Annotated in this window: 21 protein-coding genes; 8 read left to right on the plus strand and 13 right to left on the minus strand. The window is 71.8% G+C overall.

The window, feature by feature from the left end; all coding sequences use genetic code 11:
* Positions 1-31 precede the first annotated feature (31 nt).
* The 3 genes from AB0J21_RS02995 to AB0J21_RS03005 form a co-directional block, all read right to left on the minus strand.
* Positions 32-1,690, minus strand: a complete 1,659-nt coding sequence (locus AB0J21_RS02995) for an MFS transporter (protein WP_363143988.1) — start codon at positions 1,688-1,690, stop codon at positions 32-34.
* 669 nt (positions 1,691-2,359) lie between these two features.
* Complete coding sequence (locus AB0J21_RS03000; RefSeq protein WP_363144094.1) at positions 2,360-3,271, minus strand: PDR/VanB family oxidoreductase; 912 nt, start codon at positions 3,269-3,271, stop codon at positions 2,360-2,362.
* A 330-nt stretch (positions 3,272-3,601) separates the two neighbouring features.
* A complete protein-coding gene (locus AB0J21_RS03005) occupies positions 3,602-4,831 on the minus strand; it encodes a cytochrome P450 (protein ID WP_363143989.1) in 1,230 nt (409 codons plus the stop codon).
* A 503-nt stretch (positions 4,832-5,334) separates the two neighbouring features.
* On the opposite strand from AB0J21_RS03005, the gene AB0J21_RS03010 reads away from it, so the two are divergent.
* Complete coding sequence (locus AB0J21_RS03010) at positions 5,335-8,490, plus strand: discoidin domain-containing protein (protein WP_363143990.1); 3,156 nt, start codon at positions 5,335-5,337, stop codon at positions 8,488-8,490.
* Here AB0J21_RS03010 and AB0J21_RS03015 read toward each other — a convergent pair.
* The 4 genes from AB0J21_RS03015 to AB0J21_RS03030 all read right to left on the minus strand — a co-directional run bounded on the left by AB0J21_RS03015 (position 8,433) and on the right by AB0J21_RS03030 (position 12,920).
* Positions 8,433-9,614, minus strand: coding sequence for a LacI family DNA-binding transcriptional regulator (locus AB0J21_RS03015; protein ID WP_363143991.1), 1,182 nt, complete (start codon positions 9,612-9,614; stop codon positions 8,433-8,435). The genes AB0J21_RS03010 and AB0J21_RS03015 overlap by 58 nt on opposite strands.
* A 78-nt stretch (positions 9,615-9,692) precedes the next feature.
* Positions 9,693-10,484, minus strand: coding sequence for a carbohydrate ABC transporter permease (locus tag AB0J21_RS03020; protein WP_363144095.1), 792 nt, complete (start codon positions 10,482-10,484; stop codon positions 9,693-9,695).
* Positions 10,485-10,634: 150 nt separating this feature from the next.
* Entirely contained in the window at positions 10,635-11,582 is a 948-nt protein-coding gene (locus tag AB0J21_RS03025) for a sugar ABC transporter permease (RefSeq protein WP_363143992.1), read from the minus strand.
* Positions 11,583-11,642: 60 nt separating this feature from the next.
* Entirely contained in the window at positions 11,643-12,920 is a 1,278-nt protein-coding gene (locus tag AB0J21_RS03030; protein ID WP_363143993.1) for an ABC transporter substrate-binding protein, read from the minus strand.
* Positions 12,921-13,312: 392 nt separating this feature from the next.
* On the opposite strand from AB0J21_RS03030, the gene AB0J21_RS03035 reads away from it, so the two are divergent.
* Positions 13,313-14,332 carry a DUF389 domain-containing protein gene (locus tag AB0J21_RS03035; protein ID WP_363143994.1) on the plus strand — a complete coding sequence of 340 codons (1,020 nt, stop codon included), beginning with the start codon at positions 13,313-13,315 and terminating at the stop codon, positions 14,330-14,332.
* A gap of 385 nt (positions 14,333-14,717) precedes the next feature.
* On the opposite strand, the gene AB0J21_RS03040 is transcribed toward AB0J21_RS03035, so the two are convergent.
* The 6 genes from AB0J21_RS03040 to AB0J21_RS03065 form a co-directional block, all read right to left on the minus strand.
* Positions 14,718-15,008, minus strand: a complete 291-nt coding sequence (locus AB0J21_RS03040) for an SHOCT domain-containing protein (RefSeq protein ID WP_363143995.1) — start codon at positions 15,006-15,008, stop codon at positions 14,718-14,720.
* A 32-nt stretch (positions 15,009-15,040) separates the two neighbouring features.
* Positions 15,041-15,481 (minus strand): DUF6325 family protein, encoded by a 441-nt coding sequence (locus tag AB0J21_RS03045; RefSeq protein ID WP_363143996.1) that lies wholly within the window; start codon positions 15,479-15,481, stop codon positions 15,041-15,043.
* A gap of 283 nt (positions 15,482-15,764) precedes the next feature.
* Positions 15,765-16,160, minus strand: a complete 396-nt coding sequence (locus tag AB0J21_RS03050) for a TetR family transcriptional regulator C-terminal domain-containing protein (protein WP_363143998.1) — start codon at positions 16,158-16,160, stop codon at positions 15,765-15,767.
* Positions 16,082-17,203, minus strand: coding sequence for an NADH:flavin oxidoreductase (locus tag AB0J21_RS03055; protein ID WP_363143999.1), 1,122 nt, complete (start codon positions 17,201-17,203; stop codon positions 16,082-16,084). Before AB0J21_RS03055 ends, AB0J21_RS03050 begins: the two co-directional genes overlap by 79 nt.
* Positions 17,204-17,312: 109 nt before the next feature.
* Entirely contained in the window at positions 17,313-18,890 is a 1,578-nt protein-coding gene (locus AB0J21_RS03060; protein WP_363144000.1) for an MDR family MFS transporter, read from the minus strand.
* 30 nt (positions 18,891-18,920) lie between these two features.
* Positions 18,921-19,520, minus strand: a complete 600-nt coding sequence (locus tag AB0J21_RS03065; protein WP_363144001.1) for an NAD(P)H-dependent oxidoreductase — start codon at positions 19,518-19,520, stop codon at positions 18,921-18,923.
* A gap of 118 nt (positions 19,521-19,638) precedes the next feature.
* Between AB0J21_RS03065 and AB0J21_RS03070 the strand changes: the two genes are divergently transcribed.
* From AB0J21_RS03070 to AB0J21_RS03095, 6 genes are all read left to right on the plus strand, one after another.
* Positions 19,639-20,394, plus strand: coding sequence for a TetR/AcrR family transcriptional regulator (locus AB0J21_RS03070; protein WP_363144002.1), 756 nt, complete (start codon positions 19,639-19,641; stop codon positions 20,392-20,394).
* A 127-nt stretch (positions 20,395-20,521) separates the two neighbouring features.
* Complete coding sequence (locus AB0J21_RS03075; protein ID WP_363144003.1) at positions 20,522-21,379, plus strand: hypothetical protein; 858 nt, start codon at positions 20,522-20,524, stop codon at positions 21,377-21,379.
* A gap of 327 nt (positions 21,380-21,706) precedes the next feature.
* A complete protein-coding gene (locus tag AB0J21_RS03080) occupies positions 21,707-23,194 on the plus strand; it encodes an FAD-dependent monooxygenase (RefSeq protein WP_363144004.1) in 1,488 nt (495 codons plus the stop codon).
* 13 nt (positions 23,195-23,207) lie between these two features.
* Positions 23,208-23,534, plus strand: a complete 327-nt coding sequence (locus tag AB0J21_RS03085; RefSeq protein WP_363144005.1) for a TcmI family type II polyketide cyclase — start codon at positions 23,208-23,210, stop codon at positions 23,532-23,534.
* Positions 23,531-24,811, plus strand: coding sequence for a beta-ketoacyl-[acyl-carrier-protein] synthase family protein (locus AB0J21_RS03090; protein WP_363144006.1), 1,281 nt, complete (start codon positions 23,531-23,533; stop codon positions 24,809-24,811). The genes AB0J21_RS03085 and AB0J21_RS03090 overlap by 4 nt, the downstream gene beginning before the upstream one ends.
* Positions 24,808-26,031 carry a ketosynthase chain-length factor gene (locus tag AB0J21_RS03095; protein ID WP_363144007.1) on the plus strand — a complete coding sequence of 408 codons (1,224 nt, stop codon included), beginning with the start codon at positions 24,808-24,810 and terminating at the stop codon, positions 26,029-26,031. Before AB0J21_RS03090 ends, AB0J21_RS03095 begins: the two co-directional genes overlap by 4 nt.
* The last annotated feature ends 34 nt before the right edge of the window (positions 26,032-26,065 follow it).

Consider the following 26,065-nt stretch of genomic DNA (forward strand, 5'->3'; position numbering starts at 1 on the left):
TGCGCCCTGGCGGTGCACCACCGGCGGCCGGCTACTCGGGGACGGCGCTCTTCGCCCCCTGCGGCGTGGCCCCGGGGCGCGCGGTCCAGTTCCTGAGGAACACCGCCGCGCCCACCGCCATCAGTACGGACAGGCCGGTGGCGACGTAGGCGGCGGCGGACAGTCCTTCGCCGAGGCCGGCCGTGGCGGCCCGGCCCACCGAGGGGATCCGGTCCGCGAACCCCGAACCGACGATGGCCACGGCTCCGCCGTCCTCGTTGATGCCGGACACCGTGCTCCCGACCCCCGGGGGAAGACGCAGGGCCGGCAGGCGCGAGTCGAGTGCCGACTGCGCCCGGGAGAAGAGCAACCCCCCGAGGACCGCGAGCCCCAGGGGACCGCCGAAGACCCGCATGATCTCCTGGGTCGCCGCAGCGGTGGACTCGAGTGCGGCGGGGACCGAGTTGACGGCGGCGGCGGTGACACCGGCCGTGGTCATGGCCTGGCCCGTCGCGAGGAAGAGCACGTAGCCGAGCATCGCCGAGAACGAGCGGTTCTCGATGGGGGCCAGGGCCAGCCAGGTGTTGGCGACGGCCAGGAACACCAGTCCCGCCACGACCAGGACCCGCACGCCGGCGAACCGGGACAGCATGCGCCGGCAGGCGAAGCCGGTGGCGCAGGCCAGCACCCCTTCGAGGATCAGGCCGGCGGCGGCGAACTGCGGAGTGTGCCCCTGGGCGACGGTGAGCCGGATCGCCCAGAGGTAGGCGCTGCCGATGAAGACGAACCACACACCCAGTACCAGTACCGTCGCCAGGGAGAAGGCCGGAATACGGAAAACGGACAGGTCGAGCATGGAGCCGGGACGGCGTTCCATGAGGACGAAGCAGGTGAGGGCCGCCGCCGCGACGAGGAAGGCCACGATGACGGGGTTCTCTCCCCAGCGGGTGCCCGAGCCCTGGATGACGGCCCAGAGCAGGGCCGTCAGGGTGACCATCAGGAACGCCTGCCCCTTCACGTCGATCGGCCGGGGACGCTCGGCGCGCGATTCGGCGCCGCACAGCGCGATGACGGCCATCCCCAGCGCGGCGGTGACGGCCAGGGCCAGGAACGCGCCTCGGTAACTGCTCTCCGTGGCGAAGAGGGCGGAGAAGCCGGCCGAGGCGATGACCCCCGTCGAGAGGCTGGCGGCGAAGGCGGCCAGGTAGCGGGGGCGTCGATGCGCGGTCCGGCTCGCGGCGGCGACCATGGTCAGCGAGATCGCTCCGAGCCCGCCGGCGCCGACGCCGGCCAGCACTTGGCCGACGATCAGCGTGGACAGGCTGCCGGAGAACGCCGCGACCACCAGGCCGACCGCGTTGACGCCCGCACTGGCCACCAGCATGCGCCGGCGGCCGACCCGGTCGGCCAGTGAACCGGTCAGATACGCGGCCAGGGCCGCTCCGAGCCCGGAGGAGGAGGCGGCCCAGTTGAGTTCCGTACCGCTGATGGTCAGTTTCACCGCGATGGAACCGGTGATGTTGCCGACGAGGGAAGGTGTGGCCATGGCCAGGAAGATGGCGACACATCCGGCGATCAGCGACCCCGCATGACTGCGGAACGAGTCTCCGCTCCGCCCGCCCTCCTGCTGAGGCCGGTCAGCCGCTGTGACGTCGTCCTCGCGCAGTCGCGGCCCTTTGCCGGCGGAGGGAGAAGGCGGACCTGTACGCATACGGATGTACCACGCTTTCAGTTGCCCATCTCGTGATGGGGAGGTGAATGAGCGGGAATGTCGCCCGGATCCTGGTTCTCGATGCGGCGGGAAGGGCCGTCAGCCTCGTCAAGTCCTGGTCGTTGCCCTGCTGAACCCGTCGTCGTGGTGCTGTCAGCCTCTCCGCACGCTTCAAGGGCGTGGGCGCGCGCGGGGCCGGGCGGGGAATGCACGTCTCCCCTTCAGCGCCGCTGTCGATCCCCGATCCAGGCGTTGGTGGAAAGTGGGAAGTCGAGGGGCGTCCGGCCACTCGCCATCGCGGCCTGTGACGCTGAACTGTGCACGGAATGCGTTGAGTTGCTGCGGTCAGCGCCTTGCGTGACGGGACGGCTCCACGCCGCGGGAGTCGGGCGCGAGGCTCCCCGTCCGCCGCTTGCCCCTCGCGTCGGAACCTGTGCGGCGCCGTGACTGAGGAGCGGACCGGATGCCCCACCTACGCCCGTCTGGGCGACTGGCATAGCGGGTCACTGGCATAAGTGATAACAGGCAGTCCGGCACTCTCTGTCCGGTGGACTTCACCTCGTCTCGTTCGTCGGGCGTCCCGCATGCGGCGACAAGCGGGCACAACAGGTCACCCCCGGGCCCCGGGAGGAACTTCTGCGGCCCTCACGCTGTCCAGCTGTGGGGCGCTCAGAGATCGAGCACGAGCCTGCTCCCCGAGCACCGCGACACACAGACCATCATGTACTCGTTCGCTTGCCGCTCTTCGGGGGTGAGTACCGAGTCGCGATGCTCCGGAACGCCCTCCAGCACCGCGGTCTCGCAGGTCCCGCAGATCCCTGCTCTGCAGGAGGAGAGGAGGCTGACCCCGTTCTCCTCCAGGACCTCCAGAATGGACTTGTCCGGCGGAACATCGAGGCTCAGCCCACTCTGGACGAGCTCGATCCCGAAACCCTGCTGCTGTGTCGCGCCGCCGGGCTCCCTCGGCGTGAACCGTTCCATGTGCAGTGAACCCGGCGGCAGGCCGGCGCATTTCTGCTCGACCGCGTCGAGCAGCGGCCCGGGCCCGCAGCAGTACACCAGACCGCCGTCGGGGAACGAGCCGAGCAGTTGGTCCAGATCGAGCAGGCCGGTCTCGTCCTGCGGGAAACAGCGGACACGGTCGCCGTACTGTTCGAGTTCCGAGTGGAAGGCCATCGTCGACCGTGAGCGGCCGCCGTAGGCGAGCAGCCAGTTCGCGCCCGCCGCCGCGACGGACTGAATCATCGGCTTGAGTGGGGTGATACCGATTCCACCGGCGATGAACAGGTAGCTGTCGGCCTCATGGAGGGCGAAGTGGTTGCGCGGTCCTCGCACCTGCGTCACGCTGCCCACCGCGAGGGACTGGTGCAGGTGTTCTGAACCGCCGCGGCCGCGCGGAGCGCTCTCGCGCAACACCGCGATCTGCCAGACGTCGTGGTCGTCCGGGTCGCCGCAGAGGGAGTACTGGCGCGTGAGGCCGGGCTTGAGGATCACGTCGATGTGCGCGCCCGGGGCCCATGCGGGCAGGGGCTCACGGTCCGCGCGACGAAAGGTCAGGACGACGACGGAGTCCCCGTCCATGTGCCTGCTCGCCACGACTACGGGGATGGTGGCTTCATCGGCGGCCACCACCCCAGCTGCCTCACGAGTTGCTTCTTCGGTGATCGGCATGGCTGCGGGTCATCTCAGTCGGTGGGGGTGTGGCGGCGGAGGGGCAGGCCCGGTCCGCTCGGCGATACGGGCAACGCCGGGTGGAGCGGCCTGCCCCCGGCCACGGGGGCAGAAGCACGTCGGCTCCGGGGCGGTTTCGCGGGTGGCCGGGGCAACAGGTGCGGGACGCATGCGAGTTCCGGGACAGCCCCGGGGTCCGCGACGGCTCCGGCTCAGGGCGGCCTCACCCCAGGACAGTCCTCAGCTCAGGACGACGTGCAGCTCCGGCGGGCCGTGGAACGGCCAGCCCATGGCGGCCGCGGTCCGGGACGGGTCCAGGGCGATGTCGGGGAACGCCGCGAACAGTTCCTCCAGGGCGACGCGCGCGATCTGGGGTGCGAGCGCGCTCCCCACGCAGCTGTGCCGGCCGTCGCCGAACGCGAGGTGAGCATGACTGGGCCGGTCCATGTCGTACAGCTCGGGGTGGTCGAAGGTGTCGCTGTCATGGTTCGCGGAGCCGTAGACAAGCCGGACCACGTCCCCCTTACCGAGGGGCACTCCGTTGAGGACGAGGTCGTGTCGCGCACTGCGCGTGGGGCCCGCGTAGAGCGGGGCCATCCAGCGCAGCCCCTCGGCGATCGCCTTCGGCAGCAGGGCGGGTTCGGCGACAACCCGGCGCAACTGGTCGGGATTCGTGGCGAGTCCGAGAAAAGTGTTCCCCAGGGCGTGACCAGGCTCCTGCAGTCCCCCGAGCAGAACGACGAGCATCGAGGGCAGGATGAAGTCGATCGACCACTTCACGCCGTCGGGCGAGTCCGAGTTGAGCCACCTGGCGATAACGCTGTCGGGCGCTTCCGGATCGTCCTTCGACTTCTCTTCCAGATAGCCCCGGATCTCGGCACGCGCGCGATCGGCGCCGTCGAACCCTGCCGGGTTGGCGAACGAACCATCCGCGTGAGTCGCGGCGTTGACGGCTCCCGACTTGAGGTCGTGAAACCACCGCCGAAGCGTGTCCGTCTCGACTTCGAAGAAGCCGTAGGAATCAGCTACACACCGCACGCTGATGGGTTCGAAGTACTCCGCCATCAACTCGGCCCGGCTCTGGCCCCGTATGCGCTCGATCAGCCCCTGGGCCGTCGGCCGCATACGGGACTCGATCTGGGACCGGATCGCACGGGCGCTCACCGGGGTGCCCACGGCTCGCCGCAAGGAGGCGTGCAGGTCCCCTTCGGTGCTGAGCACGTCCGGAGTGCCGAACACGCGCTTGGCGAGCGGAATGGCCACGCTCTCGAAATTCTCCGAGTCATTGGCGATCTGGTGACAGAGGTCCCAACTCGTCGCCAGATACATCCCGGCAGCGGGAACCCACGCCAACGGGGCCTCTTGGCGCAGGCGGGTAGTGATCGCCTGCGGGTGCAGCAGGTCCTCGGGTGAAATGTGCTCGATCCAGTCCTGTGCCGAATCCGCAATGGCCTGCTTCGCTTGCTCCATCGTGCCTCCGATCGCGATACGCGGCGGCTCCACCAGCGTGTTATAACATATTCCGGCCTCCAATCACTGTCAACGGTCGTGCAGTGAGAGAGGGGTGAGAGAGAGGTCGCGGGGATGCCCGACCCACCGTCACCGACGACGAGGAGCGCCCCCTTTTCCGCCAGATCCGGCCCTGGTCTCCGGTCCGTGCCACCGGCCACCTTCGCCGGCGAACAGGCCCCCCTGGTGCGACAGCCGAATCCCGGCACCGCAGGGGAGCCGGCCCCAGCAGCCGGAACTCTCCTGATCGGACATCAGGGACAGACTTCCGCCCACCGGCACGCGATCGCTCGCGCCGATGACCGCTGGACCGGTGTTCCCCACGGACAGACCGTTCCCGATGCCCCGTCACGGGGCGGGTGGGGTGGCGCCCCACGGCTCTTGACGGTGTCGCTTGCGCGAACGAAGAATGAGCGGGACTTTGACAACGTTGTCCAGAGCTCCGCCGCAGGAGGCGCATCCGTATGAACCACCCCCCGGCCGGGCTGAACAGGCGCCGATTCGTCCAACTGAGCGCCGTGGCCTTCGGCTTGGCGGCCGCTCCCCTTCCCGGTGCCGCGTCGGCCGTGGCCGCGGGCCTGCCGGGTGGTCACCGTCCGGCTGCTCCCGACGACATAGCGGAGGCCTATTACCGGGCCCTCCTCACCCACACCCGCTGGTCCGAGACCCAGTGGGACGCGGACCGGGGCCACTACACCGCGAAGGACTTCGGCTTCGCGGTCGTCCTCGGCAACGCCCTGCTGCTCACGCGCGGGACGTACGACGCCGAACGGGCCGGTGTCGAGGAGAAGACGCTGCTGGCCCGCACGCTCGCCACCCTCAAGCACTTCGCCGCCTCCAACCGCCTCACCGGCGGCACCGAATGGGGCCGCACCCTCTTCTTCGACACCACTTTCCAGCTCTACTTCGTCCTCGCCGCGCGCCTCCTGTGGGATCAGCTGGACAGCGCGACCCGCGACCACGTCGACACCATCGTGCGTGCGCAGGCGGAGTTCACCGCCGGGCTCGGCACGGGTGACGATCCCGCCTCGGGGGACTGGACGCCGCGCGGTCTCACCGGCGGTTTCGTGGGCGACACGAAGCTGGAGGAGATGGGCGTCTACGCGCAGTCGCTGGCCCCCGGTCTCGCCTGGGCACCCGACCACGCCGGGTACCCGCGGTGGCGGGACGCCTTCGGCCGCTGGAGCCGCAACGAGACGGGGCTGCCCGCCGCCGACCGTGCCAATCCGGCCCCGGTCGACGGGGTTCCCGTCAGCGACAACACCGCGCGGAACCTCTACGACACCTTCATCGTCGAGAACCACGGCTCCTTCGGCCCGCACTACCAGTGCGAGCTGTGGCGTACGTCCGGGCGCAACGCCGCGCACTTCATCACCGCCGGCCGGCCGCTGCCGGAGGTCCTGAGCGCCCAGCCGAACGCGGGACCGCTGTGGGACACCCTCCTGACGGTGATGTCCGACTCGGGCGAGCCCCTGATGCCGATGGTCAACGACCGCGAACACCTCTACGGACGCGACGTCATCCCGGTCGCGTTCCTCGCCCAGGTGCTCGGGGATCGCGCCGCGGCCCGCGCCGAGGCCGCGCTGGCCGAGCGGCTGGCCGCCTACCAGGCGTACCCGCCGGTCGACCGCCTGACCAAGTTCTCCGGGGAGCCCAAGTACGAGCCGGAGGCCCGTGCCGAGGTCGCCATCAGCTATCTGCTGCACGAATGGCGGGCCGCGCGGGGCAGTGCGGTGCGTCCTCTCACGGAGAAGGAGCTGTTCGCGCGGGCCAGCGGCGTACGGGACTTCGGCACCGGGCCCGGACTGCTCGCGCACCAGTCGCCCGCGGCCTGGGCGGCCGCAGTCAGCAAGGCGGGCTTCGTGAAGTTCGCCTGGCAACCCGCCCACGACGACTGGCTGTTCGCCCTCAGTGGTGCCACGCCGATGTTCCTTCCCGCGACCAGCGGCACGCCCTCGTCCCGCAACGTCCGTACGTACAGCACGCTCCGGGACGGTTTCGACGGCAGCGCCACGCTCCTCACGCTGCCCACGGGCTTCGCGGGGTTCACCACTCTGCCGTCCGGGGCGGTCGTCTACGCGACGAGCGGCACCGCCGCCGGCGAGGGCCACCTCGAAGTGCACAACCTCACCATGCCGGGTATCGCCGGCCTCGACGGTGGCCGCACCTACACCACCGCCGAGGGCGAGACGACCGTGGCGGCCGAGGACGCGGCGGGCACCGGCCCGGCGCCCGCCGCCACCGGGCGCACGGACGACACCACCTTTCCCCGGGCCTCGTACCGCCATCTGCGGATGCTCGGGGTCACCCCCGACCCCAGGTACGGGTACTCCCTGTACGCGGTGGAGATCCGGGACGGCGCCGACGGCGCGGACCTCGCGCGCGGCACGAGTGCGACCGCGTCCTCCGCCGACGCGGGCAAGGCGGCGGCTCTGGCCGTCGACGGCGACGGCACGACGCGCTGGGCCGTCTCCCCCGCCGAGCGTTCCCGCGCGGACAGCTGGATCACCGTCGACCTCGGGCAGGAGCGGGAGTTCGACCGTGTCACTCTGCGCTGGGAGTCCGCCGCCGGCCGGGCGTACACGCTCCAGGGCTCCGCCGACGGAAAGACCTGGACGGATCTGGCGCACTATCCGCACGCCGACCTCAGCAGCACCGGCGGCTGGCTCTCGGTGGACGGAAGGGCGGGCCTCGTCGTGCGCGGGGCGAAGAACCCCCTCGCGGTGTACGGCGACACGATCGTCCTCTCCGACGGGCCGGCCGAGGCCGTCCTCGTCGAGGGTCTGCCCGACGGCGATCCGGCCGAGGTGAAGGCCGCGGCGGGGCGCCGGGCGCCCGGCTCCGGGCATGCCGCCGTACGCGCGAGCACCGCGGGAGGTCACCTCAGCCTCTTCAACCTGTCGGGCGCCGCCGTGACGACCACGGTCTCGCTGCCGCAGGACACCCGTGAGGTGCGGCTGTACGCCGGTACGCAGTCCGTGACCGCCGACGGAGTCGAGTACCGCGCCGAACTGCCCGCCGCCGCCGCGGCGGTGGCACCCGCCCGTTTCGTCCTGCGCCCGGCCGCGGGGGGACGTGTTCCCGCCGGGCTGCGCGCCGAGGTCGTGGACGCGGCCACCCTCAGGCTGACAGGCCCCTCCTGCCGCCTGGTGGTCACCGCACCCGGCGGGCACAGCGCCCAGGTCACCGTGCGCGGCGGACGCACCGAGCAGGTGTCCGTGCACGGAGCCACCGCCTATCCGCTCGCCGACGCGGCCCTGGGGTGCCGCACCTTCCCGACGGCTCCGCTCCCGGACGGCATGTCCGATCCGCGGGCGGCGGTGGACGGCGACCCGCACACGTCCTGGACTCCGGGGACCGCAGGCCGGATGGTGGTGGATCTCGGGGCGCTGACGGACGTCGGGGAGATCCGGGTCGACTGGACCGGAGGCCGTGTGCCGTCCGCGCAGGCCGAGTTCAGCACGGACGGGCTGTCGTACGACACCGCCGGGACGCTCAGGGTCAAGGGGCGCGGCGCGGCGCTCACCACGAAGGGGTCCGCCCGCTACGTGGCCCTGAAGGTTCAGGGACGGGGCGCCGGCGACGCCCGTGTCGTCTCCCTCTCCGTGTTCCCCGCCTGAGCCGGAGGGATCGGCCGGGGCGGTGAGTCCGCCCCGGCCGGCGCGGGCCCCGTCGACTCCCTGACGACGAGGTGCGGGGGCGGTACCTCGGGAGGGGCCGCCACCTTCTCGCCGAGCACGGTCAGCAGCCGCAGGGCCGCGGCCCTGCCGATGAGCTGGACGTCCTGGCTGATGGTGGTGAGCCCGGGGTACGTCCAGACCCCGATGGGCAAGTCGTCGTACCCGATGACCGAGACGTCCTCGGGGACCCGCAGCCCCCGCCGGGCCAAGGTCCCGATGCCGGTCAGCGCCATGGCGTCGTTGGCGTACAGGACAGCGGTCGGTGCCGGGCCGGGCCCCTCGAAGAGGCGGGTGGTCGCCCGGTGCGCGGCGGCGTTGCCGAACTCGCCGGTGAGGATCGAGTGGGGTCTGAGCCCGTGTCCGGCGAGCGCTTCCTCAAGGGCCCGGCGGCGCAGCACGTTGTGGACGCGGTCCTCCGCCCCCGCCACTGAGGCGATCGAGCGGTGGCCCAGGGCGACGAGGTGGTCGACGGCGGCGGTGATCGCTTCCATCTGGCCGTCGACATGCAGGCTTTCGACGGTCCCGGGTGCCGTCGGGCGCTCCTCCCACGGCCGGCCCACCAGCAGTCCCGGCATGTGCAGCCGGTGCAGCAGGCCGGGGCGGGCGTCGCCGAGACGGCTCTCGGTGAGGACGAACCCGTCCACCCGGCGTTCTCGCGACAGCCGTTCGTAGAGCCGCTGTTCGTGGTCGGCGTCGGTGCCGATGAGGTGCAGTTGCAGTCCGTAGCCGAGCGGGCCGAGTTCCTGTTCCATGCCCGCGATCAGTTCGGTGAAGTACGGGTCGGTGGTGAGCAGGTCGGGGGCGCGGGAGATGACCAGGCCCACCGTGCGGGTGCGGTCGCCGCGCAGCGCGGTCGCGGAAGCGCTGGGCGACCAGCCGAGTTTGCGGGCCGCGTCGTGGATCCGCCGCCGGGTCGGCTCCGAGATGCCGGGGCGGTTGTTGAAGACCTTGGAGACCGCGGATTTCGACACTCCGGCGAGCGCGGCGACGTCGAGGATCGTGGGCTGTGCCGGGCGGGTGCGCGCGGGCGGCGGGGCCGGAGCGCTGTCCCGTTCGGTCGTCATGCTGGGTGGCCTCCGGTTCGTCGTTGCCTCTCCGTGCGCCGTCCGGCAGGGGGCGGCGGCGCGTGCGCCGGGACGTCGTCACATCTTGACCGCGCCGCTGATCAGGGCCTCCTCCATCCGGCGCTGGAGCAGTACGTACACGATATAGACCGGGACGAGGGTGAGGGCGGTGCCTGCCATCAACACCCCGTACTCGGTGGACTGGTTGCTCTGGAGGGTGGGCAGGGCGACCTGGATGGTGCGCTGGCTGGTGTCGGGGCCGATGATGACGAGCGAGTACAGGTACTCGTTCCAGAAGTTGAGGAAGTTCAGCAGCAGGATCGTCGCGATGCCCGGCATGCAGAGCGGTACGAAGACCTTGCGCAGCACGGTCAGGGTGCCGGCGCCGTCGACCCGGGCGCTCTCCTCCAGTTCGGGCGGGATGGTGCGCATGAACTGGGTGAGGACCACCACGGACAGCGGCATGGCCCCCGCGGGCAGCAGCAGCATCACGAAGGTGCGGGTGTGGAAGAGGCCGGTGAAGGCCGACATGAGGAAGGTCGGCACCAGGGCGGCGAAGGTGGGGACGAGGAAGCCGAGCGAGAAGACGCGCTCCAGCAGCCGGGCCGTGCGGCCGTGGCCCCGGGCGAGCGCGAAGGCGGCCGGCACGGCGAGCAGCAGCGTCAGTACGAGCGCGACCGCGGTGACCAGCGCGGAGTTGACGAGGGCGAGGTCGAGCCGGGCGTAGTGCAGCGCGTCGCCGAAGTAGTGCCCCACGGGGTGGGCCGGCGGGGTCAGCGGGGAGTCGAAGATCGCCGTGGTGGTCTTGAACGAGGAGATCAGGAGGTAGTAGAGCGGCAGGACCAGTACCAGGGCGTAGAGCCAGATCATGGTGTGGCTCAGCCCGGCGAGCCAGCGTCCCGGGCCGTGGGAGCGGCGGCGGCCCCGCTGCCTGGTGCGGGAGGGGGCGGTGGCGGAAGTGCCCTCCCCGGTGGCGGGGTTCGAGGTGTTCGTGAGGGTCGCCATGGCTGCTCCGGGCGGTCAGTAGGTCTGCCGCAGCACGCGGCGGATGGCGAGCATGCCGAGCAGCCCCGTGGCGAACAGAAGCACGCCGGCTGCCTGGCTGTAGCCGAGGTCGGACTGGACGAACGCCTTGTTGTAGACGAGGAACGACAGGTTCGTCGTGGCGTTTCCGGGGCCGCCCTGGGTCAGCAGCAGCACGTTCTGGGCGGAGGAGAACAGGATCCAGAGGAACTGGAGCATGGTGGTGACGCCGACGTAGTCCTTGGCGACGGGAAAGGCGATGCGCCACATGCGGCGCCAGTGCCCCGAGCCGTCGAGTTCGGCGGCCTCGTAGATCTCCTGCGGGATGCCGCCGAGCCGTGCGGCGAAGAGGACGGCGGTGAAGCCGATGCCGCTCCACAGGTCCATGGCCATGATGCAGGCGAGCGCCGTGTGTTCGTCGGCGAGCCAGGAGCGGGTGAGCGCGTGCAGCCCCGCGCTGTCGAGCACGCCGTTGAGCAGCCCGCCCGGGGCGAGGACGCCGTAGGCGAGCATCGCCTTGGCGGAGGCGGAGATCAGCGCCGGGGTGAAGAGCACGACGCGCAGCAGTCGGTGCCCGCGCGGGCGCAGGGTGAGGTAGTAGCCCACCATGAAGGAGGAGACGATCAGCAGGGGGAGGACGACGCCGATCTGTACGGCGCTGTTGCGCGCCGCCGTCCAGAACAGCGGATCCCCCAGCACCGTCGCGTAGTTGTCCGGGCCCGCCCAGGAACGGTGGGCGAGCATGCCGGGCCAGTGCAGGCCGCTGATGACGAACATCGCGATCAGCGGGCCGGCCAGGAAGAGCAGGTACCAGACCAGCGCGGGCAGCGCGAGCAGGGTGACGGAGGCGGGCCGGCTTCGTGGGGCCCTTCCTCGCGGTGCGGTGGGTCCCGGGCGGGAGAGGGGGACCGCCCGGGCGGGTGCCGGTGGACTGCTGTGCGCCATCGAGGAGTGCCCTTTCCGCGTGGGGCGCCGGTCGGCGGGACCGGCGGGGTGGGGTCGGGATCAGCTGCGGTAGGCCGTGTCGAGGGCCGCCGCGATGGAGCGCGCGCTGCGGCCGGGTGCGTAGGCCAGGCTGCTGGCGCGGATCAGCGGCTGGGAGACGGAGGGGGGCACGTACGAGTCGGGCATCACCGCGTACGCGATCCGCGAGGGCGGCAGCCGGACGGACCGGGAGACCAGCGGGAAGCGGGGGCTGTCCGCGGCGCCGCGTACGGCCATCACCTGGCCCGCGTCCCGTACGAAGGCCCGGCTGTTGGCGGGCCGGTAGAGGAAGGTGACGAAGCGCCGCACGAGGCCGATCTTCTTCAGGCCGTTGGGGCTGATCCAGACACCCGTGGAGGTGTAGCCGCGCAGCGCGGTGGGCTTGCGGTAGACCCCGCCGGGCGGTACCGGCCAGCCGCCCAGTTCGGTGACGGCGGCGACCTCCTCGGGGACCTCGGCGAGTGTCGAGGAGATCGCCGAGACGGCGGGGGCCCGGCCGGTGTAGTAATCGGTCTTCATGGAGTCGGAGTTGAGCCCCTGCGCCCCCTGGAAGAAGACGCCCGCGTCCCGCAGCCGGGTGAACAGCTCCAGGCCGCGCAGGGCGAGCGGGTCCGCGGCGTAGCCGCCGTGGCGGAACAGCCGGGCGGCGCGCGCGGGCGGCAGATAGCCCTGCATGATCTGCATCAGGAGCTTCTGCCCCGACCAGTCGTTGCCGCCGATGCTCACAAGCCCCTTGCCGCCGCCGGCCCGTACGCGGTGTGCGGCGGCGGTCAGTTCGCCGGTGGTGACCGGCACGCGCGGGACGCCGTAGTGCTTGAGCAGCCGCGTGTTGTAGGCGACGGGCCAGGTGAAGCCGTTCCACGGGAAGCCGGCGACCCGGCCGCGCGCGTCCGTCCACTCCTTGAGCGCCTGCGGCAGGAACACGTCGCGCAGCCCCCATGCGTCCAGGTAGCGGCCCACCGGGACGGTCGCCCCGAGCCCGGTCCAGGAAAGGGACTTCTCGGCGAGGTTGACCATCACGAGATCGGCCTCCTTGTGGGCCAGCCGCGCGGTCTCGTAGACGTTGACGAGGTCGGTGCCGCCGGAGACCAGGTTCTTGATCCTGGCTCCGGGGTGGTCGTGCTCGAACTGCCCGCAGACGCGGTCGTAGACCGCCGCGGTGTCGGAGCCCGCGGTGAGCATGTTGTGCACCACGAGCGTGTCCGGATCGTCGTCACCCGGGCTCAGCGCGCCGCATCCCGCGAGGACGGGGGCCAGCGTGGCCGAAACCGAGCCTGTGAGCAGAGTTCTGCGCCGCACTCCGGAGTCCTCCCGATCGCCGCTTCGCCTCTACGCGTGGAACGGTTTCGCGCAGCTTAAGAAGACGTTTCGGTGACGTCAATAGCCAGCCACCGGCTGGTTCATGGGATCTGACCCCGCCGGAAGCCACACTTGATCGGCCGACAGTGGAACGGTATACCGATGGCTGCCCCGGTCATTCGCTCCAGCCTGGGCGACCCGGCGACAGACCGGCCGGCAGCACCACCTGGCGTGAACTCGCGGTGAGGCAGACCCTTGCCGGGTTGCGCGCCACGACGGCGGGCCACGGACCGCCCGCCCGCCACCGGCCGCGCGTATGGACCAGTTGACCCGCGTATGTCGCCTATGCTCCGTTCTCTCTACCCGCTGCGTCAGGAATGGGGACTCGGTCCATGGCATCGGTCGACGCGGTCGCCGTCCGCCGGATGACGGACACGCTGTTCATCGAGCGTGCGCCGCGCAGCCCGAGTTCGACGCGGTTCTGGGGGCTGCTGGTCCTGGCGGCCGTCATCGCGGGTACGGGAGTGGTGGGCGATTCGACGGCGACCGTCATCGGGGCGATGATCGTCGCCCCGCTGATGACGCCGATTCTGGGCGGTGCGCTCGCGCTGGTACTGGCGGACCGCTCGCAGGTGGTGCGCTGCGCCCTGCTGGTGCTGGGGGGCGCGCTCGCCGTGATCGCGGTCGGCATACTGCTCGGCTGGATCGTCTCCCCGCCGGACGCCTTCTCCTCCAACACCCAGGTGTCCTCGCGGATCAGTCCCCGCCTCGTCGACCTGCTGGGCGCCCTGGCCACGGGGACGGTCGGCGCCTTCGCCCTGGTGCGCGCCGACATCTCGGACACCCTGCCCGGCGTCGCGATCGCCATCTCCCTGGTGCCGCCGCTCTCCGTGACGGGCCTGCTCGTCACGGTCGGCCGGTATCACGACGCGAGTGAGTCCGCCCTGCTCTTCGCGACCAACGTGGCCGCCATCCTGGCGACCGGGACCGTGGTCTTCCTGGTCTACGGGACCCGGGGGGCCGCCCAGGCGGCCGGTCTGCACGTCGGCCGGTTCCGCGGCCGCACGCTGTTCGCGGTGGGGGCCGTGCTGCTGCTGATCGCGGTGCCGCTCACCACCGGCACGATCGCCGTCGCCGAGGACCGCGCCCTGGCCGCCGACGCCCGGCCGCTCGCCGAGAAGTGGGCTTCGGCCGGCAAGTGGCAGCTCGCCTCCGTGGAGGCCCGCGACGGGGTCGTCGTCGTCGGGGTGCTCGGCCTGCCGCCCCAGCCCGTCCCCGCCCGGCTGCGCTCCGCGCTCGACCGCCACGGCATGCGCGCGGCGGACCTGGAGATCCACCTCGTCGGCGGCCGTACGCACTGGTGCCCGGCGGACACGGACACCTGCACCGTGCGGGAGGCGGGAAGCGGTTGACCGTCCCGGCCCGGGCCCGGCCCGGCCCTCAGGGCCCACGCAGGGCCCCGGCATGGCTGATGAGCGGGAGCGGCGCGTGCGGCGGGGGCCGGGGCGGCCGCGCGAGGAACGCGTGACGCGCGCCGTGCTGGGCGCCGTCGTCGGGCTGGTGGCGGAGAGCGGCACAGGGGCGCTGACCATGGACGCCGTCGCGGCCCGCGCCGGGGTGAGCGAACCGGCCGGGTACCGGCGCCGGCCCGGCACACAGGATCCGGTGATCGCCGCCGCCGGATCGCGCGTCGGCCCGCCGGCCGTCCCCGGCACGGGCGACTTCCGGGCCGAGCCGCGCGCCGTCCGCGCCAACCGTATGGAGACGTGGCCGAGCGGCGGACGGACCGGGTGCCCGTCAGGAGTTGAGGATGCGCGCCTTCTCCGTCGCGAACTCCTCCTCCGTCAGGGTCCCCTGGGCTTTGAGATCGGCGAGCGCCTGGAGCTGCGAGACGCGGTCGGCGGGGGCGGCCTGGGGCGCGGCCGGGGGCGGCGCCTGCTCGGTCCGGTAGTCCGCCTCCTGGCGCATGTCGCGTTCGTCCATGCCGCGCCGGACCCGGTTGGACACCGCCGTGGCCGTGCCGGAGATCGCGGCGGTGCGTGCGATGGCGCCCAACAGGCCGGGACGCCCGAATCGTTGAGGCATCATGACGTGACCCCTTCCTTCGTTCTGATGTCGCCTCAGTCGCCGTCGAGCGCGTTGACGGCTTCGACGACGGTGTCCCTGGGAATGCGTTCGAGCATCAGGATCTCGCCGTGCGAGTCCCGGATCGCGGCGCCCAGCCGGGCGGCCCAGGTGTTCTCCCAGGCCACGATCACGGCTGAGGAACCCGGGGCGAGGCCGTCGGCGACCAGCCGCATGTCGTCCTCGCTGAGCAGGTCGAACCGGGCATCGGTGACCTTGTGGAAGGCCTCGGACACCTCCGGGTCGGCGAGTTCGACGAGGTCGACCGAACCGTCGCCCGCCTTCCGTACGAAGGTCATGTCGAGGATGCGTACGGTGTCGTTCTGCCGCAGGTCCCGCAGGGCGGGCACGATCTCGCCGTTGAACCGGTCGCCTTCGAAAGCGACCACCGCGACGTCCACCGGGCCGACGGACTCGGCACTGAGGCCATTGCGCACGGGGTCCACCTTCCATGAAGGATCGATGAAGGAACGAACAGACACATGTGAGCATATGTCGGTGTCCGGAGGTGCGCCCCCGCTGCGCCGCCGACCGGGCGTCCCGGTCCGCGGTGACGGGTGACCTCCGGAGGAAGGGTGCGCACTCTTCCCGAGGCCACCACCCGGGAGCGCGGGGCCACCGGCATGACGGGTCCCGGCGGCCGGTCACGAGCGGGGGGCGCGCAGGCGGATCAGCACGCCGCCGCGACGACGCTCACGTCGGGCCGAGTGGTGCCGCGCGTCACACGGTCTCGGGCAGCCCGGAGCCGTCCGTGGTCAGGGAGCGCAGCAGCCGGTCGAGGTAGGTGCGCAGCCGGCCCGGCATGTCGTAGGTCCCGGGAGCGAGTGCCCACTGGAGCTGCAGCCCGTCCATGACCGCGGCCCCTTCGGTGGCGATCCCCTCGCAGTCGGTGTCCGGTGCGAGTTCCCGGCCTCGCCCAGTAGCGTGCCGTCGGCGTCCACCAGGACGGAGCCGAACGGCTCGCCGCCGGCCGCCCGGCCCCCCGACGTCGGTCCGTCTGTGCGCGGGGACGGCCCGCCGTCGGGCGGGTGCCGGGGTCAGTGGAGGCTGCCGACCAGGCCCACGTGGAAGGCGTTCAGTTCCTCCGTGCGTCCGGTCAGGACCTTCGTCAGCCACTCGGGGTCGCCGAGCAGCGCCCGGCCGACCGCGATGAGGTCGAACTCCTCGCGCTCCATGCGGTCGAGGAGGTCCACGATGTCGGTGACATTGGCCTGCTCGCCCGCGAAGACCTGGAGGAACTCGTTGCTCAGGCCCACCGAGCCGACGCTGATCGCCGGCTTGCCGGAGACCTTCTTGGCCCAGCCGGCGAGGTTGAGGTCCGAGCCCTCGAACTCGGGGAGGTGGAAACGCCGCGTGGAGCAGTGGAAGGCGTCCGCCCCGGCCTCCACCAGCAGCCCGAGGACGGTCTCCAGCTCCTGCGGGGTCTCGGCGATCCGGGCCTGGTAGTGGTCGCCCATCTTCCACTGGGAGAACCGGAAGGAGATCGGGAAGTCGCCTGAGACGGCCTCCCGGCAGGCCGCGACGATCTCGGCGGCGAAACGGGTCCGCCGGGCGACGTCGCCGCCGTAGCCGTCGGTGCGGTGGTTGGTGTACTCCCACAGGAACTCGTCGACGAGGTAGCCGTGACCGCCGTGGATCTCGACGCCGTCGAAGCCCAGCGCCTCGGCCGAGGCCGCGCTTGAGGCGTACGCGGCGACCACGTTGTCGATGTCGGCCTGCGTCATCTCGCGCCCCGAGCGGGTTCCGTCCAGGGCGATGCCGGAGGGGCCGATCCGGGGGGCGTCCGGGACGGGAGGCTTCCCTGCGGCGCGGTCCATGCCGACGTGCCACAGCTGCGGCATGATCCGGCCGCCCTCCGCGTGGACCGCCTCGGCGACCGCCGCCCAGCCCGCCAGCGCCTCGTCCCCGTAGAAGTGCGGGACTCTCGCGCTGCTGCCGGCCGAGTCGTGACCGATGTAGGTGCCCTCGGTGATGATCAGGCCGACACCGCCGGCCGCCCGCCGGGCGTAGTACCGCGCCACGTCCTCGCCCGGGACGCCCCCGGGGGAGAACTCACGGGTCATCGGAGCCATGACGACGCGGTTGGGCAGGTGGAGGCCGCCGAGGGAGAAGGGACGGGACAGGACGTTCTTGACACGCTCAACCGGAGTGACGGACATGTGAGTTCACCTTAGTCAGGAAGCCGGCCGCACGGTGCCGGGGGACGAGACCGTGCGGCCGGCGGCTTGGAGGTACGGAAAAGGTCGGGCGGGGCCGGTCCGGGCCCGCTCAGTCCGCGGGAGGCGCGCCGAGCGGGTCCCGGCCGGTGGTGGCCGGGGCGGGCGGGGTCGCGGGCACCGGCTCGGCGGCCGGGGCCGCGCGGATGAACCACGCGGTGCCGAGCGCCGCCACCGCGAGGAGGACCGCACCGACGACGACCCCGTGCAGCCCGCTGCTGACGGCGTCCGCGACGGTGCGACGGACCTCGGCGGGCAGCCCTTTGAGCAGGCCGGGCGTCAGCTGTCCGCCGTCGGTCAGCCTCTTCTGGGCTGCCGGGCCGAGCCGTTCGGACAGGACCTCGCCCATCCGGCTGCTGTGCACGGCGCCGAGGACGGCCACGCCCAGGGAGCCGCCGATGGTGCGCACCAGGGTGACGGTGCCGGTGGCGGCGCCCATGTCCCGCGGGGCGGCGTGGTTCATGGTGGTGAGCAGGGTGCTCTGCATCAGGGCCCCGACCCCGAGCCCGACGACGAGGGTGAGCGCCGAGGCGAGGGCGAGCGGGGTGTCCGCGCCGAGCATGAGCAGCAGCAGCGCGCCGACGACGGTCGCGGTACCGCCGACGAGCGGGACGACGCGGTCCAGTCCGCCGCGGTCCATCAGCCGGCCGGTGGTGAGCTGGGCCGTGAGCATGCCGAGCATCAGCGGGAGGATCAGCATGCCGCTGACCGTGGGCGTCGCTCCCTGCACGAACTGCATGTACTGCGGGAGGTAGTTGACGAGGGAGATGAGCACGGCGCCGACCAGGAAGCTCAGTACCTGGGCGAGGGTGAACTCCCGGCTGGTGAACAGGCGGGGCGGGGTGATCGGTTCGGCGACGCGGCGCTCCACCCGGACGAACCAGGCCAGGCTCGCGACGGCGAGGACGGCGAGTCCGGCGATCTGCCAGGACACCCACGCGTAGGTGGTGCCGGCCCAGCCGGCGAACAGGGTGAGAGCGAGGATGCCGGTGGTGAGCAGGGCCGCGCCCAGGTAGTCGATGTGCCCGGTGACGCGCTGGGCGGGCAGCCGGACCCCCTTGGCGACCGCCACGAGCGCCAGGAGGCCGATGGGCACGTTGATGTAGAAGGCCCAGCGCCAGTCCAGGTAGTCGGTGATGAATCCGCCGAGCAGGGGGCCGCCGACGAACGAGACCGGCAGCATGATCCCGACCATGGACTGGACCCGGCCGCGGTCCTGCGGCGGCACCAGCACGCCGATCACCGAGAGGGCCCCGACCATCAGCCCGCCCGCGCCGAGCCCCTGGACCGCGCGGAAGGCGATGAGCTGGGCCATGTTCTGCGCCAGGCCGCACAGCACCGTGCCGACCAGGAAGAGCACCACCGAGTAGAGGTAGGCGCCCTTGCGGCCGTAGAGGTCGCCGAGCTTTCCCCAGAGGGGGGTGGTCGCGGCCATGGTGAGCAGGTACGCGGTCACCGACCACGAGAAGAGGTCGAGTCCGCCGAGGTCGCCGACGATCGTGGGCAGCGCGGTGCTGACGATCTGTCCGTCCAGGGTCGCCAGGAAGATGCCGAGCATCAGCCCGAAGACGCCCAGCCAGGGCAGACCCGGCCGGTCCTGGGCCGAAGAGGGTTTCGGGTGGTCGTTCATCGCTGCCCCCAGGGCACGAGTGGTGGCGCGTCAGACGGCGTACGGGCGGGCGTTCCTGGCGTCCCGCAGGGCCTCGGCCCACCAGGTGAGCTGGTCGAGCATGGCCTTGGCCGCCACTTCGCTGCCCGGATCGGTGGGCTTGCCGTCTGCGCCGAAGACCTCGCCGTAGTTGTGGAAGCTGACGGTGTTGCGGATGGTCACCGCGTGCAGTTCGGCCAGGACCACCCGGAGCTGCTCGACGGCCCGCAGACCGCCGGCGAGGCCGCCGTAGGAGACGAAGCCGACCGGTTTGGCGTGCCACTGCTCGTTGTGCCAGTCGATGGCGTTCTTCAGCGCGGCGGGAAAGCTGTGGTTGTACTCGGGGGTGACGACGACGAAGGCGTCCGCCTCGGCCAGCCTCGGTGTCACGGCGCCGAGCTGGGCCACGATCTCGTCGGAGGGGGCCTGGCCGAAGGCGGGGAACACGGTCGGCACCGGGGTCTCGACGAGGTCGATCACGTCGGCCGTCATGTCCTCGCGCTGGGAGATGTGTCCGGTGATCCAGTCGGCCACGACCGGGCCGAAACGCCCGTCCCGTGTGCTGCCGATGATCACCGCGGTCCGTACCGGGCCGCTGGTCGCGTCAGCCATGGGAACTACCTCCGGGTGTGTACGACGTATCTTACTCATACAACGTACACATCCGTGTGTACGTTGTCCACTGCTGATACGCTGTACACAGCACTGGTCGGCGGAAGGAGCCCATGCGATGGCCGCGCGGGAGAGACAGACAGAGTCGCGGGAGAGACAGGCACAGGAGGGCGAGCAGGTCTCCGTCTGGGAGCGCCTCGAACGCCCCGCTCCGGCGCCCCGCACCACGCTCACGCCCCGGCGGATCGCCAGGACCGCGGTGGGCATCGCGGACGCGGAGGGGCTGGACGCGGTCACCATGCGGCGCCTGGCCACGGAGCTGGGCGTCGCGCCGATGGCCGCCTACCGCTACGTCACCGGCAAGGACGAACTGCTGGAGCTGATGGTCGACTTCGTCTACGGCGAACTGGAGCTGCCGGACGGCTCGGACGACTGGCGCACGACCATGCGCAGCCTCGCCGTGCGCATCAGAGCCGTACTGCTGCGGCACTCCTGGGTGACCCGGGCGACCTGGTGCGGGCCCACCCCGCACCAGCTGGCCGTACCGGAGGCCGCCCTGACCGCGCTCGACGGCCTCGGGCTCGACGTGGACGACGCGATGGCGGTCTACAGCACCGTCACCGCGTACGTGCAGGGGGCGGTCGACGCGGAGGTGGGACTGACGCAACTGCTGCGCGTGCGCGGCTGGTCCAACCGCGAGGAGGCGCGATCGGGGCTGTCCTCGCAGATGGCCTGGCTCGTGAGCACCGGCCGCTTCCCGATGTACGCGCGCTACATCGACGAGGCCGGCCGCAAGGACGACCCGTTGTGGCAGTTCGAGACCGGCCTGGACAGCGTGCTCGACGGAATCGCGGCCCGGCTCGCGGTCCGATGACATTTCCCGAACAGCTCACTCAGGGAAACAGTAGGTCCGCTACAGAGGAATGACACGCATCGGGTCTTCTCTTGTCCCCGCCGCAATCCCCGAAATAGATTCGCCGCACTTCGAGGCGGTAGGGGATATGGCAGACAGGTTCACGAACACCACGAGGCACGCGCGACCCACGACTGTTCCACGAGAGTGCGAGGGCGCCGCCTGCGGGTCCGGCGGCGCGGACCGGGCCCGGGATCTCGCGGCGGCCGGCACCCGGCTGTGCCCGACCTGCCGGCTGCGGCTCATGAGCGATCTGCGCCGCCTGCCACGCCTGCACGAGGAGTGCGGACAGCTGCTCACCGGCGTCGACCGGCCCCGCGACCGCACCTCGGGCGGGCCGCTGCCCGGCATGGCCTTCAACACCGCGGCCGCCGAGGCCCGCTCCCAGATCCTCGGGACCCTGCGGTGCTGGACCTCCCTGGTGGTGGGCGAACGGGGGGCCGCCGCGCCGCCGGACACCCCGGCCGCGCTCGTCGCCGCCCTGTTCCAGCACATCGACTGGCTCCTCGCCCACCGGGCCGCCGGTGACCTGACCCGCGAGGTCCGCCGGTGCGTCCGCCGCGCCGGCCAGGTGATCGACCCCGCCCCGCGGCACCGGCTCCAGGTCGGCGACTGCGTGGAACCCGGGTGCCGCGGCTCGCTGGCGGCGGTGGCGCGGGCGGGCGCCGCGGGCACCGACGTGGAGATCGGCTGCGACGCCGACCCCGCGCACCGGTGGTCCGGCCGTCAGTGGCTGCGGCTCGGCGGCCGCGCGGCCGAGCGGCCGGAGCCCGAGGTGCGCTGGCTGGCCGCCCGCGACATCGCCGCGCTGTGGGGCCTCGCCCCGGGCAGCGTGTACCGGCGGGCCGGTGAGGACGGCTGGCGCAGGCGCGCCCTGAAGGGACGCACCTACTACCACCAGCGGGACGTCGAGTCCTCGCTCGGCACCGGCCACCGAACGGAATGATCCGGGAAACCGGCTGGAAACAAAGGGAAATTCGGCCCTGTCGGGGAAAACCCCTGACAGGGCCTTTTCCATGCGCCCGCGAATATCGAGTTGACGTGATTCTGACGCAAGCCTGTCATTGACTCAAAAGACCTGTATTGACTTCCTCGGTGATTCCGAAGAAGCTCTTTATTAGCTTCCGCAGCACTGTGTCGACCGGTCCACCACACCTGGTTCCCGCGCACATCCGACTGCCGAAGAAACGACCTTTCCCAGGCGGCGCACCGATCTCCCTCCGGTGCGCCGCCTCGTCGTATCCACCATTCCGACGCTCCGGAGGACACATCCATGGACGCTTCCGTCATCGTCGTCGGCGCGGGCCCCACCGGGCTCACCCTCGCCGGGGAACTACGGCTCGCGGGGGTCGACGTCATCGTGCTGGACCGGCTCGCGGAGCGCACCGGCGAGTCGCGCGGGCTGGGCTTCACGACCCGGACGATGGAGATCTTCGACCAGCGCGGCCTGCTGCCCCGCCTCGGCGACATGGGCACCGGCAACGGGGGCCACTTCGGCGGCATCCCCGTCGACTTCGGTGTTCTCGACAGCGTGCACCAGGCGGCCAAGACGGTGCCCCAGTCGGACACCGAGACGATGCTGGAGGGCTGGGTCAAGGAGCTGGGCGCCGACATCCGGCGCGGCCACGAACTGCTCTCCCTGGAGGATCTCGGGGACGGTGTCGAGGTCACGGTGCGCGGCCCGGGGGGCGCCGAGAGCCGGCTCTCGGCCTCGTACCTGGTCGGCTGCGACGGCGGCCGCAGCACCGTGCGCAAGGCGGTCGGCTTCGACTTCCCGGGCACCCCCGCGACCCTGGAGATGTACCTCGCGGACATCAAGGGCATCGACCTGAAACCGCGACTGATCGGGGAAACCTTCCCCGGCGGCATGGTCATGTCCGGACCGCTGGGCGATCGCGGAGTGACCCGCATCATCGTGTGCGAACGCGGCACCCCGCCCCGCCGGCGTACCGAGCCACCCGCGTTCGCGGAGGTGGCGGCGGCCTGGGAGCGCATCACCGGCATCGACATCTCGCACGCCGAGCACGAGTGGGTCAGCGCGTTCGGCGACGCGACCCGGCTGGTCACCGAGTACCGGCGCGGCCGGGTCCTGCTGGCCGGGGACGCCGCGCACATCCATCTGCCGGCCGGCGGCCAGGGGATGAACACCGGGGTCCAGGACGCCGTGAACCTCGGCTGGAAGCTGGCCGCCGTGGTCGCCGGCAGCGCGCCCGAGGGGCTGCTGGACACCTACCACGAGGAGCGGCACGCCGTGGGCGAGCGGCTCATGATGAACACCCGCGCCCAGGGCCTGCTGTTCCTCAGCGGCGACGAGGTCCAGCCGCTGCGTGACGTCTTCCGGGAACTCATCCGCTACGAGGAGGTCAGCCGCCATCTCGCCGGCATGGTGAGCGGCCTGGAGATCCGCTACGACGTCGGCCCGGGCCGGCATCCCCTGCTGGGGCTGCGGATGCCGCACCTGGAACTGGTGGGTGAGCGGCGCAAGACGAGCAGCACCGAACTGCTGCGGGCCGGTCGGGGCGTCCTGCTCGACCTGGAGGACAACGCCGTTCTCCGCGGCCGTGCGGCCGGGTGGTCGGACCGGGTGGACATCGTCAGCTCACAGCCCCACGGCGTACCGGCCGGCAGCCCGCTCTCGGGCACGGCGGCCCTGCTGGTGCGGCCCGACGGGCACGTGGCCTGGGCGGCGCCCGGCAGCCACCACGACCTGCCCATGGCACTGGAGCGCTGGTTCGGCCCGTCCCGGATCCAGCAGCCCTGAAAAGGAGTGACTCATGCACAGCACGTTGATCGTGGCCCGGATGGAACCCCGTTCGGCCGATGAGGTGGCCGGTCTCTTCGGCGACTTCGACAAGACGGAGATGCCCCACCTGATGGGCACCCGCCGCAGGCAGCTCTTCTCGTACCGCGGCCTGTACTTCCACCTGCAGGACTTCGACTCGCAGGACGGTGGCGAACGGATCGAGGACGCGAAGAGCGACCCCCGGTTCATCGGGATCAGCGAGGACCTCAAGCCGTACATCGGCGCCTACGACCCGGCCACCTGGCGCTCCCCCGCCGACGCGATGGCGCAGCGCTTCTACCACTGGACCGCGCTGTGAGCGGCCCGGACGCCCGGCGCGTCGTGATCACCGGGATCGGTGTCACCGCGCCCGGCGGCGTCGGCGTCAAGAGCTTCTGGGACCTGCTGACCGCCGGGCGCACCGCGACCCGGCGCATCAGCTTCTTCGATCCCGCGCCGTTTCGTTCGCAGGTCGCCGCCGAGGTCGACTTCGACGCCGAACTCGCGGGCCTGAGCCCCCAGGAGATCCGGCGGATGGACCGCGCCGCGCAGTTCGCGGTGGTCACCGCGCGCGGGGCGGTCGCCGACAGCGGACTGGAGTTCGCCGCCCTCGACCCGCACCGCACCGGGGTGACCATCGGCAGCGCGGTCGGCGCGACCATGGGGCTCGACCAGGAGTACCGCACCGTGAGTGACAGCGGGCGGCTCGAACTCGTCGACCACGAGTACGCCGTACCGCATCTGTACAACTACCTGGTACCCAGCTCCTTCGCGAGCGAGGTGGCCTGGGCGGTGGGCGCCGAGGGGCCGGCCACCGTGGTCTCCACGGGCTGCACCTCCGGGCTGGACGCGGTGGGGTACGCCGCCGAACTCATCCGGGAGGGCTCGGCCGACGTGATGGTGGCGGGCGCCGCCGACGCGCCGATCTCCCCCATCACCGTGGCCTGCTTCGACGCCATCAAGGCCACCACCTCGCGCAACGACGACCCGGAGCACGCCTCCCGCCCCTTCGACGGGACCCGCAACGGCTTCGTCCTCGGTGAGGGTTCGGCCGTGTTCGTGCTGGAGGAGCTGGCGAGCGCCCGCGCCCGCGGCGCCCATGTGTACGCCGAGGTCGCGGGGTACGCCACGCGCAGCAACGCCTTCCACATGACGGGGCTGCGCCCCGACGGCCGGGAGATGGCCGAGGCGATCCGGGTGGCCCTGGACGAGGCCCGGCTCGCCCCCGAGGCCGTCGACTACATCAACGCGCACGGCTCGGGGACCAAGCAGAACGACCGGCACGAGACCGCCGCGTTCAAGCGCAGCCTCGGCGAGCACGCGTACGCCGTCCCGGTCAGCTCCATCAAGTCGATGGTGGGGCACTCGCTGGGCGCCATCGGCTCGATCGAGATCGCGGCGAGCGCGCTGGCGATGGAGCACGGGGTGGTGCCGCCCACCGCGAACCTGCACACGCCCGATCCCGAGTGCGACCTCGACTACGTGCCGCTGACCGCGCGGGACTGGCGGACCGACGCGGTGCTGTCCGTGGGCAGTGGCTTCGGCGGGTTCCAGAGCGCCATGGTGCTGGCCCGTCCGGATCGGAGGGCCGCATGAGCGGGAGCGGGGTGCGGGTGGCCGTCACCGGGCTCGGTGTGGTCTCCCCCAACGGCCTGGGCACCGAGGCCTTCTGGTCCTCGACGCGCAAGGGGGCCAGCGGCATCGGCCGCATCACACGTTTCGTACCCGATCAGTATCCCGCGCAACTGGCGGGGGAGATCGACGGGTTCGCGGCGGAGGACTATCTGCCGGGCCGGCTGCTGCCGCAGACCGACCGGATGACGCGGCTGGCCCTGGTGGGCGCCGACTGGGCTCTTCAGGACGCGGAGGTGCGGCCCGGGGAACTGCCCGATTTCGACATGGGGGTGATCACCGCCAGTTCCTCGGGCGGTTTCGAGTTCGGGCAGCGGGAGTTGCAGGCCCTGTGGAGCCGGGGCAGCCGGCACGTCAGCGCCTACCAGTCCTTCGCCTGGTTCTACGCCGTCAACAGCGGCCAGATCTCCATCCGCAACGGGATGCGGGGCCCCAGCGGGGTGGTCGTCAGTGATCAGGCCGGCGGGCTCGACGCCGTCGCCCAGGCCCGGCGGCAGATCCGCAAGGGCACCCGGCTGGTGCTGTCGGGAGCCGTCGACGCGTCGATCTGCCCGTGGGGCTGGGTCGCGCAGATGGCGAGCAACCGGCTGAGCACGAGCCAGGACCCGGACCGCGCCTATCTGCCCTTCGACGAGGCGGCGAGCGGTCATGTGCCCGGCGAGGGCGGCGCGCTGCTCGTCCTGGAGGAGCTGGAGCAGGCGCGGTCCCGGGGCGCGCGGCAGATCTACGGGGAGTTCGCCGGGTACGGGGCGACCCTCGACCCGCGTCCGGGCAGCGGCCGCCCGCCCGGCCTGCGCAAGGCGATCGAGCTGGCGCTCGCCGACGCGGGGACGGCGCCCGGGGACATCGACGTGGTGTTCGCGGACGCGGCGGCCGTCCCCGAACTGGACCGCGTCGAGTCCGCGGCGATCACCGAGGTGTTCGGGGCCCGGGCGGTCCCGGTGACGGCGCCCAAGACGATGACCGGACGGCTCTACTCGGGGGCGGCGCCGCTCGACCTGGCCGCCGCCCTGCTCGCGGTGCGCGACGGGGTGATCCCGCCGACCGTCGGCGTGTCCCCCGCCGCCGGGCACGGACTCGACCTCGTCGTCGGCCAGGAACGGGCGGCCCCGGTGCGCTCGGCCCTGGTGCTGGCGCGCGGCTGGGGCGGTTTCAACTCCGCGGCCGTGGTGCGCGCCGTGTGAGACGCGGCGGAGCGACGCCCGGTCCCGGGATCAG

The sequence above is a fragment of the Streptomyces sp. NPDC049954 genome (assembly GCF_040656295.1).
In the GTDB taxonomy this organism is placed as follows: domain Bacteria; phylum Actinomycetota; class Actinomycetes; order Streptomycetales; family Streptomycetaceae; genus Streptomyces.